The sequence below is a fragment of the Desulforamulus ruminis DSM 2154 genome (assembly GCF_000215085.1).
In the GTDB taxonomy this organism is placed as follows: domain Bacteria; phylum Bacillota; class Desulfotomaculia; order Desulfotomaculales; family Desulfotomaculaceae; genus Desulfotomaculum; species Desulfotomaculum ruminis.
The window spans coordinates 465,565-478,772 of record NC_015589.1 but is presented as its reverse complement, the minus strand read 5'-3'; the positions used below and the strand labels follow the sequence as shown (position 1 = coordinate 478,772).

General features: G+C 48.5%; 12 protein-coding genes. 1 reads left to right on the top strand and 11 read right to left on the bottom strand.

All coding sequences use genetic code 11. The features are described from left to right. Nucleotides 1-164: 164 nt before the first annotated feature. Nucleotides 165-1,004: an amidohydrolase family protein gene (locus DESRU_RS02400; RefSeq protein ID WP_013840533.1), complete on the top strand. Its 840-nt coding sequence runs from the start codon at nt 165-167 to the stop codon at nt 1,002-1,004. A 186-nt stretch (nt 1,005-1,190) separates the two neighbouring features. On the opposite strand, the gene DESRU_RS02395 is transcribed toward DESRU_RS02400, so the two are convergent. The 11 genes from DESRU_RS02395 to DESRU_RS02345 all read right to left on the bottom strand — a co-directional run bounded on the left by DESRU_RS02395 (nt 1,191) and on the right by DESRU_RS02345 (nt 13,207). Further along, nucleotides 1,191-2,393, bottom strand: a complete 1,203-nt coding sequence (locus DESRU_RS02395) for an iron-containing alcohol dehydrogenase (protein ID WP_013840532.1) — start codon at nt 2,391-2,393, stop codon at nt 1,191-1,193. A gap of 268 nt (nt 2,394-2,661) precedes the next feature. Beyond that, complete coding sequence (locus DESRU_RS02390) at nt 2,662-3,393, bottom strand: AAA family ATPase (protein WP_013840531.1); 732 nt, start codon at nt 3,391-3,393, stop codon at nt 2,662-2,664. Between the two features lie 2 nt (nt 3,394-3,395). Continuing rightward, complete coding sequence (locus tag DESRU_RS20695; protein WP_187290605.1) at nt 3,396-3,713, bottom strand: hypothetical protein; 318 nt, start codon at nt 3,711-3,713, stop codon at nt 3,396-3,398. 190 nt (nt 3,714-3,903) lie between these two features. Continuing rightward, nucleotides 3,904-4,311: a DUF5412 domain-containing protein gene (locus DESRU_RS02380; protein ID WP_013840529.1), complete on the bottom strand. Its 408-nt coding sequence runs from the start codon at nt 4,309-4,311 to the stop codon at nt 3,904-3,906. A 172-nt stretch (nt 4,312-4,483) separates the two neighbouring features. Then, nucleotides 4,484-5,725: a type II secretion system F family protein gene (locus DESRU_RS02375; RefSeq protein WP_013840528.1), complete on the bottom strand. Its 1,242-nt coding sequence runs from the start codon at nt 5,723-5,725 to the stop codon at nt 4,484-4,486. Beyond that, entirely contained in the window at nt 5,725-6,576 is an 852-nt protein-coding gene (locus tag DESRU_RS02370; RefSeq protein ID WP_013840527.1) for a hypothetical protein, read from the bottom strand. The genes DESRU_RS02375 and DESRU_RS02370 overlap by 1 nt, the downstream gene beginning before the upstream one ends. Before the next feature lie 34 nt (nt 6,577-6,610). Beyond that, the gene (locus DESRU_RS02365; RefSeq protein ID WP_013840526.1) at nt 6,611-8,251 is read right to left on the bottom strand and encodes a GspE/PulE family protein; all 1,641 of its coding nucleotides are present in this window, start codon (nt 8,249-8,251) and stop codon (nt 6,611-6,613) included. 13 nt (nt 8,252-8,264) lie between these two features. Further along, on the bottom strand, nt 8,265-9,365 hold the full coding sequence (locus DESRU_RS02360; RefSeq protein ID WP_013840525.1) for a type IV pilus twitching motility protein PilT: 1,101 nt from the start codon (nt 9,363-9,365) through the stop codon (nt 8,265-8,267). 13 nt (nt 9,366-9,378) lie between these two features. Beyond that, complete coding sequence (locus DESRU_RS02355; protein WP_013840524.1) at nt 9,379-10,107, bottom strand: hypothetical protein; 729 nt, start codon at nt 10,105-10,107, stop codon at nt 9,379-9,381. Nucleotides 10,108-10,137: 30 nt separating this feature from the next. Then, nucleotides 10,138-11,622, bottom strand: coding sequence for a hypothetical protein (locus DESRU_RS02350; RefSeq protein ID WP_041275263.1), 1,485 nt, complete (start codon nt 11,620-11,622; stop codon nt 10,138-10,140). 46 nt (nt 11,623-11,668) lie between these two features. Then, entirely contained in the window at nt 11,669-13,207 is a 1,539-nt protein-coding gene (locus DESRU_RS02345) for a type II secretion system protein (protein WP_013840522.1), read from the bottom strand. Nucleotide 13,208 lies beyond the last annotated feature (1 nt).

The following is a 13,208-nucleotide window of genomic DNA, read 5'->3' as shown; positions in this document are numbered from 1 at the left end:
TTTTTGTCCGGTATATGATAAATAGTAAGTCATAGCGACATCATAACATCACTATGTCTCCTTTGTAAATCACTCCTGTCTTTAGAATAGACAATTTGTTATCCCTTTATGCTACTGTGATCACTTCCACATGTTTTCAATTTATACAACAAAGGAGAATGATCATGAAAACCATTGATTTTCGGTTTAGGCCCAACACGCCCGATGTTATGGCCATCGGGGAAAGTAAAATGTTTAAAACCTTATGCGATATGATTGGCTTCTCCAATACCAAAACCCAGGATCTTCCGGAAATTGTTGAGGAACTCAATCAAAATGGTGTAGATAAGGCCGTTATTCTGGGAAGAGACGCCGAAACCACCTACCAGTGGAAAGGCAGCAACGATGGAGTGGCCAAAATGGTCAATCAATTCCCTGATAAATTTATTGGTTTTGCCGGTCTTGATCCTCATAAAGGCATGGCAGCCATCCACGAGCTGAACCGCTCTGTTAACCAACTGGGATTAAAAGGGGCATCCATCGACCCTTACCTGGCTCAAATTTATGTTAATGACGCCAAATACTACCCTATCTATGCCAAATGCTGCGAATTGGATATTCCCATTGTAATTACTACGGGACCTGCCACTCTGGTTCCCAATGCGGTTATTGACCACGTTGCGCCCAGGTACATCGATTTTGTAGCCCGGGATTTCCCGGAACTGACCATGGTGGTAAGCCACGGCGCCTATCCTTGGGTCAATGAAATGATTACCGTAGCTCAAAGAAACAGCAATGTGTATCTGGATATCTCGGAATATGAATTCTTCCCGATGTCCGAAGCGTATGTACAGGGGGCCAACACCATCATCAGCGACAAATTGCTCTTTGCCAGCGCCCACCCCTTTGTCCATTTTAAAGACGCCTTGAAGAACTATCAAAAGCTCCCCTTTACGGATGAAGTTCGCCAGAAGGTCATGTACAAAAATGCCGCCCGAATACTGAAACTGGATCAATCTTGTTAATTCTTAGCCAGTTTGTTTGGGATGTAGATTCACGTTCCTGAACTCAAGCGATTGCCCGTTTCCCCGGCTGGTTATTGTTTTAGATTACAGCAGTGGAAAGGTGCTGTCAAACTTTATAGCAGGATAAGTCAAAAGAGCTTCACTATAGCGCATAGTGAAGCTCTTTTATACAGGATAAATATTCGATTAAAGAGAATCGTGGTAAATGGCTGCAACCCGCTCTCTGTCTGCCGGCACCGGGGCCAGACTTAATAATAAATCCAGGCTGGGGGTATTAAAGGCCAGATCCGTTAATTTTTCCACATCCCCTTCGGTAAATCCCAGATCTTTCAGCTTAGAAGTAATTCCCACACTGGCCAGCCATTGCTCAATTCCCTTGGCTGCCTTTTCTGTCTCATCGGGGACTCCTTTTAAGCCCGGTATAATGGGCGAAAAGACATCTGCCAGAACGGCTGCGGAGGAAGGATAAATTTGCTTGACCACCGCAGGCAGGATAACCGCCAGTCCCAGTCCATGGGCCAAATCCGGTTTTACGGCACTTAAGGGATGCTCCAGGGCATGGGTGAAGTGCAGCATGCCGTTATCAAAGGCCACCCCGGCAATTAAAGAGGCATAAAGGAGGTAGTATCTGGCGGTTAAATCCTCCGGCTGCGCCAGGGCTTTGGGTAAATACTCGGAAATCAAACGAACGGTTTCTTTGGCCAGCATAATGGAAAAAGGGCTGGCAACCTTGCTGGTAGCAGCTTCCACAATATGGTTTACAGCATCAATACTAACATAACGGGTTTGATTTTCCGGCAGCTTAGTCATTAAAGCCGGGTCGTCAATGGAATACAGCGGATAAATACAGTCATAGGCAATGGCCGGTTTATGTTCTTTTTCCGGAATGCTGACCACCGCAAAACGGTCGGCCTCTGTACCGGTACCGTGGGTCAGATTGATGGCTACAATGGGTACCGCCTGATCCGGTGTAAACTTAAATTCATACACATCCCGGGCGGTTTTGCCCGGATAGGCCAATAGAATGGCTACGGACTTCGCCGCATCAATGGGACTGCCGCCCCCGATGGCAATGACGCCTTGGGCCCCTAGTTCTTTACCCATTTTAGCAGCCTCGTCCACCTGGTCTACAGTGGGGTTCGGCGTTACTTTGTTGTACAGCACGTGCTGAATTCCGTTTTTCTCCAATGCCGCGCTGACATGGTCCCAGGCCCCGGTACTTTTATAAGACCCTTTCCCGGTAAGAATCACAACCTTGTCAATTCCTCTTTTTTGTTTCAGTTCAGCCGCTATGTCATGGATTTTTTTGATGGCGCCGACCCCTAGAAAAACCGTGGTCTTGACCCGGATTTCCCTAACCTCGTGAATTGGTATGTTGGCTTCCCACATAGTAATCCCCCTTTTAAACTATTTTTTGTGTAAACTTATTGTTTACGACTTGTGCTTATTTTAATATTCTTTCACCCTGAAATTAGGGCTTGACTCCCAGCATATGTCAAAAGAATAAGCATTTTAATTAAAACAAGCAAGGTTTCATAGCCTTATTCAAAATTGTAAAATAAGTTAATCCTTTCTGAACCCTGTAGGCTTCTTCTGTTTAACCATTGATCACCTCACGGACCAAAAGAAAAACCATTACCGTGGGGCCGGTAATGGTTTACCTTAACAATTTATCCAGGAAAGCCTTGGGATTATTTAAAAAATCTCTGGTTAGCTGAAAGTGTTCGGTGTCCTGATACTCCTTTGGCATTAGGGCCTTTTCATCAAAACTCAGGATACAACTGTTGGGATAAGACAATAAAATGGGAGAATGGGTGGCGATGATGAATTGAGCCTTTCCCGTATGTTCCAACTCCCATATGGTTCTTAGAAAGGCCAGTTGACGTTGGGGAGAAAGGGCTGCTTCCGGTTCATCCAGGAGATAGATGCCTTTTTGCTTAAAACGGTTCTGGAATAAGGTGATAAAAGACTCGCCATGGGATTGCTGCTGAAGGGGTTTTCCTCCATAGGAAGCATAGATAATTCCCCCAAACTCTTCGGCCATGTCATCCAGATAGTTGGCAAAATTAAAAAAGCTCTCGGCCCTTAAGAAAAAGCCTTTATCCACTTTAGGAAACCAGGAAAGGGTCAAAATCTCCTCCAGAGAAAAATTCCCTCTCCGATCTTCTAAAATATTATTTCTTCCCCCGCCCATGGTTGCAAAGCCGCATTTATGGGCCAGGGCTTCCAGCAGGGTTGATTTTCCCGTCCCGTTCTCCCCCACAAAAAAGACCACATTGTAATCCAGGTTTAAACTTTGGATTTCCTGTAAAGCAGGAATGTTAAAGGGGTATTCCTTTTTATTTTGGACTTGGTCCCAATTAAACCGGACTTCCTTTAAAAAAGCCATGCTTACTCCTTTCCGGTCCAGTACTTTGATTCCGCATCGGTTCCCTTTGGCATTGACTCCGCTGAATTTTTCTTTTCCAGCAATGTAACCATTATATATCCCAAAGCGACTCCACAAATCGCACGGGGAGTCGCCTGGCTTAAGGTAAGAATTACCGTTCTGGGAATCAGATAACCCAAAGGGGTGAAATAAAGGAGTGGAGCAGTTGTTGCATAAAGCGCCGGGAGTCCCACAGAAAATAATATTACCCAGTCAATCCGCCACTTCCCAGGCCTTTGCAGGTTATCCAGCAGGTTGGGCAGGGCGAAACAGACACCCATAAAAACAGGAAATAAAACGGAAAAAAACAAAGCGGAAAGAAACTCATAATCCTGCTCTAAGCCCCTTTTATATTGCGTACCCTTTATTAGGAGGTATCCCAGCAAAAGTGTATAAAAAAACAAAGCTGGCGCTCGCTTTACTTTATAGTTATAACCCATCCCAAAACTTCCCTGCGTCCAATTTAAAATATTAATTTTTTCTATAATCGTAAGACTGACCGGGAACCTTAAGCCTTTGACCGTTAATAACCACCGTATCCGGATCAATCCATTCTATTTTTGCATGTTCTTCCCGGTAATTCCAATAAATGTTCTTTGGTTTTTTATTTACTTTATTAAAATGCAATTCCCCTAAAACCGCATAAGCGGTGGTTGCCCCAGCGTTGCATAAATACGCTTTAACCGTATAAGCTCCGTCCGGTGAGTCAACCGCTGTAAGCAATTCTTGTTTTGGCAGGTGGCTCATATCAAAAAAACCCCAATAAATTCCATAAGCAAGCAGAGTCAAAAAAGACAAGGGAAATAAAGCCAGTACCGCCAAGGCTCGTCTTTTGGCCTTTTTAATCTCTTCCTCTGTGTCGGTATTGATTGGCTTCATTAAACAACCTCACAAATAGCTTATTACTAAATATAATAACCCTTCCTGCATTTTCCTTTATTATAACACAAGAAACCCGGGAGCTGTTCCCGGGCTTCCCTATTAAAAAAACCGGGCAACGCTAGGTAGTATTGGCCCGAAAACTACCATGTAAAAGCCCGTCCGGCATTAACTATACTTTGTAGCTAGAAATAATGCCTCCAATCAGCGCGGCCGCAATAAAACCCACCATACCGCCCATCACAATCAGCAATATCGGCTCAATGAGGCTGGTCATGCGCTGAATTTTAAGCTGGAGCATTTTTTCATAGATTCCCGACACCGTCAGAAGGGAAGTATCCACAAAACCGGTTTCTTCCCCAACCTTGACCATGTTCCCAACCATGGGAGGAAAAAAAGACCGGGATGCCAACAGGGGATCGGAGATGTTTTCACCGTAGAGCACCTTTTCGATAATTTTGTCTAAATCACCCACCAGCGCTTTGTTGGAGATGGTGTCCCGGGTGCACTTTAAGGCCTCCACAATGGAAACCCCGCTGCTGATAAGAATTGAAAAGGTTTTGGCAAAGGAAACAATAAGCCCATACTGAAAAATAGATCCTACCAGAGGAATCTTAATCTTGTAGCGGTCGATCAATAAACGGGTCTGAGGGATTTTATAGGCCATCAGCACCACTGCCACCAGCCCACCTACGACCATTCCCACCTTGTCCAGGTTGGCGGATATATTATCTGAAATATAAATTAGCAGCTTGGTGTTCCAGGGCAGGTCACCGCCCATCATTTCCAGAAAGGGAGCCATATTGGGAATTACAAAGCTGACCATAAAGTAAAGCACACCCAGGGATGCCAGCAAAACAATGGCGGGATAAATGGCACTGCTGGTGATCTGGCGTTTAAGGACCTGCCTTTCCTCCATATAATGGGCCACTTGAACCATTGCCTTATCCAGCAGACCGCTGGTTTCCCCTGTCCGGAGCAAACTGGTTATCATTTGAGGAAAAATTTTAGGAAACTGCACCATGGCCTCACTGAGACTATTGCCGGCTTCCACATCCTGTCTCACCGCAGAGAGAATCTTTTTGAACCTTTTGTTGGTTGACTGTTTTTCCAAAATGGATAAAGCGTTTACGATGGAAACCCCCGCTGTAATCATGGCGGCCAATTGGTTTAAAAAGAGAATCACTTCATCTTGCTTGACCCGGGTCACTTTGGCTAATATATCATCCAAGTTCAAGGAGAAGCTGCGGGCTTTTTCTTCCCTCACCTTTTCAGCCTCCTGCTCCCGGAGGTTGGTGATGATAAATCCCTTCCTTCGTAATTCCCCCCCGGCTTCGGAAAGGCTGTTCCCTGTTATTGTCCCCCTGGCAGCCTTCCCCGCCGGATCCATTGCTTCATAAACATATTGTGGCATTAATCCACACCTCTGGTTATTTTTTTAAAAAGCCCGGCAATTTTTCTCAGCCCGGGCAGCATTAAACCGATGGCAATTAATAAAATCATACTGCCGGGAACAATCTGGGCCAAGAGGGAGGTTCTGCTGGGAACATCCAAAAATAATTTATCATCAGGCTGGTTGTAAAACTTCTTCTTCATGAAATCATTCTGCTGAATCATTTGATTCAATTCCACTTCCGTTGGGATTGTCGGGATTTGGTGATTTACTTTTTTCAGCAGATCAAAGTAACCGGGTAAAAAAATTCCTTCCTTCACCCTGACAGTGAAACTCTCTCCAGTAGATCTGCGGGTAATCACAAAGGTATAATGATCCCGGGCAATTTCTTTGGACAGCCGATATACATTCTTATAGGATAAATCCTCAACCCGGCTTTGATTGGGCAGGATCAATTGGAAAGACTGCTCCTGTACCGTTGCATCTTCCCCCAGCAGGTAGCGGAAGCAGAACACGGAGCCATAGGAAGGCAGAGCGCTGGACACCTGTATATCTCCCCGCCGGGGAACATCGTCTCCCCAAAGCATGGCAATCCCTGCCTGCAGGGCCCTAAAGGAGCAGGATACATCTGCATTTTCCCTTTTCCCGGTTTCCTTTCGATAAGCATTAAGTACCTCCTGCAGTTCGATCTTTACCCGTTCATCTCCGTCATACATTTCCAAGGGCTGTAAAGAAATGACATCCGGTGGGGCCGGGTGAGCTTCCCCAAGACCTGCGGCGGTAAAAACAAAGCAAAGAAAAACAATCATCTGCAGTGCCCGAAGCCTGCCGGACCTGCCGGCAGGATAAATAATCCGTTCTTGGTTCAACACAATATCAACCCTTTTCCTTCATTGGTTTGTAGCTTTACCACTCCACCGTTTCCTTGAGCACCTCGGAAACAGTGGTTATACCCCGGCGCAACTTAATAATCCCGTCCATACGCATGGAGCGCATTTTGTCTCTGGCATATTCTTTTACGGCCACCGTATCGGCGCCCTGGGCAATCAATTTCTGCAGATCACGGTCAATCACCAGAAACTCTGTAACGGCCGTTCTGCCCTTATACCCGGTTCCATGACAGAAAGGACATCCGTCTCCCGCATAAAATTCCGTTTGGTAATCTGAATTCAGACCCAGCGCCAGCAGTTCGCCGGTCGTCGGCTTATATTTACGGCGGCAGCGGGGGCATATTAGGCGTACCAAACGCTGGGCCAATACAGCCCTGAGGGCGGAACCCACCAAAAAACGCTCGCAGCCCATATCAATCAGACGATCCACAGCGCTGGCGGCGTCATTGGTATGCAGTGTGGAAATTACCAAGTGCCCGGTGAGGGCTGCCTGGAGGGCCAGCTTAGCGGTTTCCCCATCCCGAATTTCTCCCAGCATAATAATGTTGGGGTCCTGACGTAAAATGGCCCTTAAGGTATTGCTGAAAGTCATCTTTTTAGAAGAATCGTCCACCTGGGACTGGTTTATACCCTCCATCTGTAGTTCAATGGGGTCCTCAATGGTGATAATATTTACATCGTCGCTGCGCAAATATTTCAGCGCAGCGTAAAGAGTGAAGGTTTTCCCGCTGCCGGTGGGGCCCGTTACCAGAATTAAACCATAGGGCAGCGCAAGGACACTGCGCAAAGCCTCCACCACGTCTTCTTCCATGCCCAATTCCTCCAGGTTTAAAATCCGCTCCTGGGAAGGCAGCAGCCGCAGTACGGCTTTTTCCCCCCTTGCGCAGGGCAAGGTCGACACCCGGATGTTCGTAGGTTCGCCGTCTTCCTCTTGAAAAGCAAACCCACCGTCCTGGGGACTGCGTCTCTCGGCAATATTCATGTTGCTTAACACCTTCAGCCTGGAAATAACCAGCGGGGACGCCACCGCAGGGATGTTATCAATGCTTCTCAGAACTCCGTCCACCCGCACCCGGATTCTCAAACCGTTTTTTTCCGGCTCCATGTGCAGGTCCGAGGCTCCCAGGGCAATGGCTTTCAAAATGGTGTTATCCAGTACCTTCATGGCGTAATCCGGCCCCGCCGGATCTACGTTTTCCTCCGGAAGCACGGAGGTTTCGGTCCCGGCACAGTCCGGATAAACCTGTTTCAGCACCAGAGACAGTTCAGAATCCGCCATGTACACCGGATTGATCCGTTTCCCGTTCATCCGGCGCAGGTTTTCCAAAATAAATTTGTTTACCGGCTCCGCACAAGCCACAAATATTTCGTCTTCTTTTACCAGCACCGGTACAATACGGTTTTTAAGAGCCACCGCCTGGGGCACCGCGGACATTAACTCCGGGCTTAAGACCACATCCTTCAAGGTAAACAAAGGCAGTTTAAAAAATTCCGCCATCAGAGAAGTCAACTGCTCTTCGTTCAGAAATCCCTGTTCCACCAGAATGCTGCCCAGTTTCTTTTTCTCATTGCGTTGGAGACGCAGGGCAATGGTCAGTTCATTTTGCTGCAGAACACCCCGGTCCAGTAAAAATTCCCCCAGTTTTTGTTTCGCCATGGACAACTCCCGCTTACCGGAGTCCTAATTTTTGCTGCATCAGCAGCGGGTTGTTGGCGGCTTTTACTGCGGTGTGCCCGTCAATGAGGGCGGCTTTATACAGTTCTTCCAAGCATTGGTCCATGGTCTGCATCCCGAGTTTTCTCCCTGTTTCAATACTCATATAAATATGCTCCTGTTTTGATAATCGGATGAGATTGCTGATGGCCGGGGTCACCGGCATGACTTCCGTCGCCAGAACGCGCCCCTTGCCGTTGGCCCGGGGCAGCAGTTGCTGGGAAAGGACTGCCTTTAAAGACAAAGATAACTGCTGGCTGATCCGGGTCTGTTCATCGGTGGGAAACACCCCTACCATTCGGTTGATGGAGGAAACCACATCCCGAGAGTGCAATGTGGAAAAGACCAGGTGCCCTGTTTCCGCAGCCATAATGGCAGCGCGGATGGTCTCTAAATCACGCATTTCACCCACCAGAATAACGTCGGGGTCCGCCCGCAGGGCGGAGCGCAGGGCATCTGCAAAGGAATCCACATCGGTATGCAGCTCCCGCTGGTTGATAATGCTCCGGTGGTTATAATGAACATACTCAATGGGATCTTCAATGGTAATAATATTATGGCTGTATTTATGATTAATGCGGTCGATGATGGCAGCCAGGGTGGTCGATTTACCGCTGCCTGTGGTTCCCGTCACCAGCACCAGACCGTTTTTCAAATCCGGCAGGGAAAATACCGAAGACGGCAGATTTAATTCTTCCAACTGGGGAATGTCGTCGGAAAGACGCCGCAGTACGCTGGTAATGGCGCCCCGCTGGTAATAGGCATTCACCCGGAACCGTCCGCTGCTGCTGAAGCTGATGGCCAGATCCACCGATAATCTTTTTTCCAGCACCTCAATCTGCCGGGGCGTCAGGATGTCGTACAACAACCGCTTGATGTCGGCGGCAGAAAGCCGCTTGTATTCCTCCAGGGACTGGAGTCTGCCGTTGATTCGCATCACCGGCGGCATGTCGGCCGTAAGGTGGAGGTCGGAGCTGTCTAGCTTCCTGGCCCTTTGAAGCAATTCCTCCAAATGAAACACAGGTCTGTTTCCCATAGCAGGACACTGTTGTGTCATGGTCCTTCCCCTCCTATATCAACACATTCAGGAATAATTCCAGCCGGCCGGTTTTCTCGTTCTGCAGCACTTCAATTTTTTTAATAAGCACGCAGTGGCTCATTTCCTTCATAGCCCCAAAATAACGAGCAATATAGTTGAGGTCGCCGCTCAAAATTACATTGTATTCTTTCCAGGGAAAATAGGTGGACGGATCGGAGGGGTCCTCCGTTGTCTCCCCTTTTGCTTCTGTTGATCCCTCCGGGACTTTTGAGTTCTGTTTGGTATTTTTTTGTTTGTCCTTGTTCTGATTGTCAGCCTTTTTCTCTTCCAAGAGTGAGTCTGCTTTAACTTTTTGAAAATCCTTAAACCGGGAGAAGCTTTCCTCCCACAAGTCAAAGTCTTTAACCGCTACAACCTGAATGGATAAACCGCTGGCCACCGCCAGGCTGCTTAATTGATCCAGCACAAGGGTGACTTCCCGAATATTTAGGGCCTTTTTCTTGGTTAACTCGTCATTTAATTCTGCTTTCAACCATTGATTTTGCTTTTTACTTTCATTAACCTTTGCCGCTATTTTTTGGGTGCCGGCGGGTTCTCCAAAGTCCTGAATTTCCTGCTGCAGCTTGATAATCTCCGTCCTTGTCTGTTCATAGGCACTGGCCTTTGGGTCATATACCTTGTTTAGGTACAGGTAAAAACCTCCTACTAAAAGAACAGTCAAAAGCAAAAATTTTTCGGCCTTGGTAAGCTTGCGTTTCATATTTGTATCCTTTCATACCTTTGAAATCTCTTATTTCTTCATTCTTACTTCCATTCCAAAAAGGTATGCTTTTCCTTCGATTTCTTTGGTAACAAATTTTTCACCCTCATAAACAGGGACCTCGATCTTCGTCTCTTCCTCTCCAATGCCAATAATATTAACATAGCTGCACCATTCTTCATTTTGCAGTTGGGTGGACAGAAAATGAACCGAAGTAGCGTAAGTACCTAATCCTCCCACCAGCCATTGTCCTTTTATAGTTCCGGGGGCAATCATAATAATGTCCAGATCCCCCGGTGAATGATTAAGCACCGCTTTCAAAAAGGTTTCCATTTCCTCATGGCGCTCCCTAAAGCCGGTGTGCAAAAAATCCAATTTGTTGTGCAGCAGCAGAGTCTCTTTTTCCTGATTTGTCTCTTCCTTTTTCAGATTCTGGTAGCGCTCCGTCCGTGTTTTGGCCTCATTCAATTCCTGCTGCAGGGAAGCCAGCCGCGCTTCCGCTTTATTGGACTGGTAGTTCAGTAAAAAATAGTGGCCCAGGAAAAAAACCAGGATAGTACCCGCCACCAAAAGCGGGTAGACATGCAGCCTTTCCTGAAGTTGCTTGGCCAGGGGAATGCCGTCATGAATGCCGATGGTTTTCCAATCCGCAAGAAGATAAAGTTCCCTTAAACCTGCGCCGATTACCGTGGCAAATTCGGTAGCCGGGTGTCCTGAGCACTGCATCTGCAGCCCCGCCGCCTCCACCAAAAGTTTCTGTTGAAAAAAATTGACAATGTCCGAATCTAAACCACCAGGGCCGGTAATCACCAATTTACGGTTTTCCAGGGATGGATCCAGCAAAATCTCCTTCAGGGTGGGCTCCAGTTCCGGAATCGGCAGACCATCCAGGTGGGCCTTTGCTGCCGCCAAATTTCCCGGCAGCGTTCGAAAGGCGGAGATATCCCGGTCTTCCACCAGGGCAAAGCGCATGGTCTGCTGCCCTACATCCAGCACCACCAGCTCCTTTTCCTTTTCGCTGAACACCGCCCCGATCGGGAAACAAACATCCGGCGGAAATATTCTTTTTAACTTTAATCCCCCCTCCGCCAGGTTTTTTTTCATCATCTGGTAATCTTCAAGGGGAAACATGGATACCCAGAGACTTGCCTGCCCATCGGGGGTTTCCGGCCCTCTTTCGTAACCCACCAGACTTTCCGCGGCCGGAACGGCCATATAGGGCTCCGCCTCCCAGCGCACCGCCTCTTTGATCTGGTAGGATTTCATTTTTTTCAACCGCTTAGGGTCCATGGTAATTTCAACCATAGCCGTCTGGTCGCTAACCAAAACCACATTTTTAGGAAATTTCTCCAGCCTGCCCAGCACCGCCGTCAGCTCCCCAGGCGTAATCAGGGGACTGTCCCCGGTCCTCTCCAATTTCATACACTGGCTCACCGTAAAATCCCGGAATTTCCTTCTCACTACGGCTGCCCTAAGGGTCATGCCGTCTATCTCTATGACTAAAACCGCCAGCACCAAACATCCCTCCGGTCAATTCACTGCCTGTATTAAAGTTGTGCCCTTATTCCGATTGAACAATGAAAACCAGCTTTTCTTCGGGGGGAGACTGGGTTCTGCCGGACCCGATGAACACTTCGGAAAAAACAGGCTCCGAGACTTCCGTTTCAATTTTACGCCTGCCCGCGCACATTTCTCCGGTCAGGCCAAAGGAGCGGCTTTCTCCGGCCGGCACATTCAAAGTAAGCTCCAGCGGTTCCCCTTCGGGACGGCAGTAGAGTTTAATCTTGAATACTGCATCGGGCGGCTGCTGGTCGGCCGGAGCCGGCTCCCATTGGCCGGACTCTTCATTATAAATATATTTTTTGGGAGTCTCATTTTTTACGCTACCGCTTACCTGCATCCCCTCAACCAACCATTGATTCCTTTTTATTTGCAATGCCTGATTGTCTTCCTCGGCATCAAAATCCTTATCGGCTCCGGCACTGGTAACCGTCAGGGTATCGGGGTCTCCCTCCGGAGACAAGGCAAAACGCAGGGGGGTGCCCCAGGCATCCCGCAGAACTTCCTCCTCGCCCTTACCCCAGGGTTTGGTTAGATAAGGACCGCGCCACTCAAAACCGGGATTTGGTTCAGCAATCCCCTCTCCTTCATGCCAAATCCACAGACCCCGGGGCTGACCCATAATTTCTTCTCCGTCCTCATGCCCTTCGAAACTCACCGACTTCCAATCCCCTTCCCTCCACTCCCACAATTGAGGCCAACGGCCGACATCGCCCAAGTATCCCCCCACCAGACGGCGGCCCACCGGATCAAAGGCATCGTCCGGTCCCAGCAACGCTTCCCGGATACGTTCCAGCCGGCGGCGTGTTTCTTCTCCCAGATACCTTTGGTTAATCCCCTCGTCCCACTCGGTATGCCGTATCTGCAGGATAATATTGTCCTGATTTTCTTCCACCGCCGCATTATAGCCAGGGGTTTCCTCGTCGGGCAGTCTAATCCTACCGTCTGGTCCGGCACTGACAATCAGCAAACTGGCATCGGGACCCATTCCCTCCTTTATAAAATAAAGCACCTGTCCCCAGGCATCGCTCAGTTTCCCTTCTACCTGCCGCTGTTCAATGAGCCGTCGTTCCTCTATCCGGCTCCAGCTCAGTCCTTTGACATCCTCCGGATAAGGGTCTCGGGGAGGGAGAAGATAGGGGCCCTTCCAGCCGGCGCCTGGGCTTTCACCCGCCGTCCCCCCGGCCCAAAGGGCCCGGGGTTGGCCCGTCCCGTACATTTCTTCCTCCATCGAATCCCAAACCCAGGCCCTGGTAGCATCATCCCATCGGGAAGGGTACAGCTTGGGCAGTTCTCCCAGATCCCCCACATAACCGCCGATTACCCTCAGCCCTTGAGAATCATAGGTATTTTCCGGTCCTAGGAGAGCCTCCCGGATAGACTCCAGCTTCTCCCGGGTCATTTGGACCCGCTGGCTTTTATTGAGGTGCCCGGCAAAGGGAACAATCATCGCCGCCAGGAAGCCTAAAATGGCCACCACGATAATCAGCTCCAGCAGCGTAAATCCGGCTTCCTTGTATTGAGGTACCCTTTTGAACATG

Excerpts from the sequence above, each read along its gene's own strand:
- DESRU_RS02365 (WP_013840526.1), bottom strand. The coding sequence starts at position 8,251 with ATGGCGAAACAAAAACTGGGGGAATTTTTACTGGACCGGGGTGTTCTG.
- DESRU_RS02380 (WP_013840529.1), bottom strand. The coding sequence starts at position 4,311 with ATGAAGCCAATCAATACCGACACAGAGGAAGAGATTAAAAAGGCCAAA.
- DESRU_RS02345 (WP_013840522.1), bottom strand. The coding sequence starts at position 13,207 with ATGTTCAAAAGGGTACCTCAATACAAGGAAGCCGGATTTACGCTGCTG.
- DESRU_RS02400 (WP_013840533.1), top strand. The coding sequence starts at position 165 with ATGAAAACCATTGATTTTCGGTTTAGGCCCAACACGCCCGATGTTATG.
- DESRU_RS20695 (WP_187290605.1), bottom strand. The coding sequence starts at position 3,713 with ATGGGTGTCTGTTTCGCCCTGCCCAACCTGCTGGATAACCTGCAAAGG.
- DESRU_RS02390 (WP_013840531.1), bottom strand. The coding sequence starts at position 3,393 with ATGGCTTTTTTAAAGGAAGTCCGGTTTAATTGGGACCAAGTCCAAAAT.
- DESRU_RS02360 (WP_013840525.1), bottom strand. The coding sequence starts at position 9,365 with ATGACACAACAGTGTCCTGCTATGGGAAACAGACCTGTGTTTCATTTG.
- DESRU_RS02355 (WP_013840524.1), bottom strand. The coding sequence starts at position 10,107 with ATGAAACGCAAGCTTACCAAGGCCGAAAAATTTTTGCTTTTGACTGTT.
- DESRU_RS02395 (WP_013840532.1), bottom strand. The coding sequence starts at position 2,393 with ATGTGGGAAGCCAACATACCAATTCACGAGGTTAGGGAAATCCGGGTC.
- DESRU_RS02375 (WP_013840528.1), bottom strand. The coding sequence starts at position 5,725 with ATGCCACAATATGTTTATGAAGCAATGGATCCGGCGGGGAAGGCTGCC.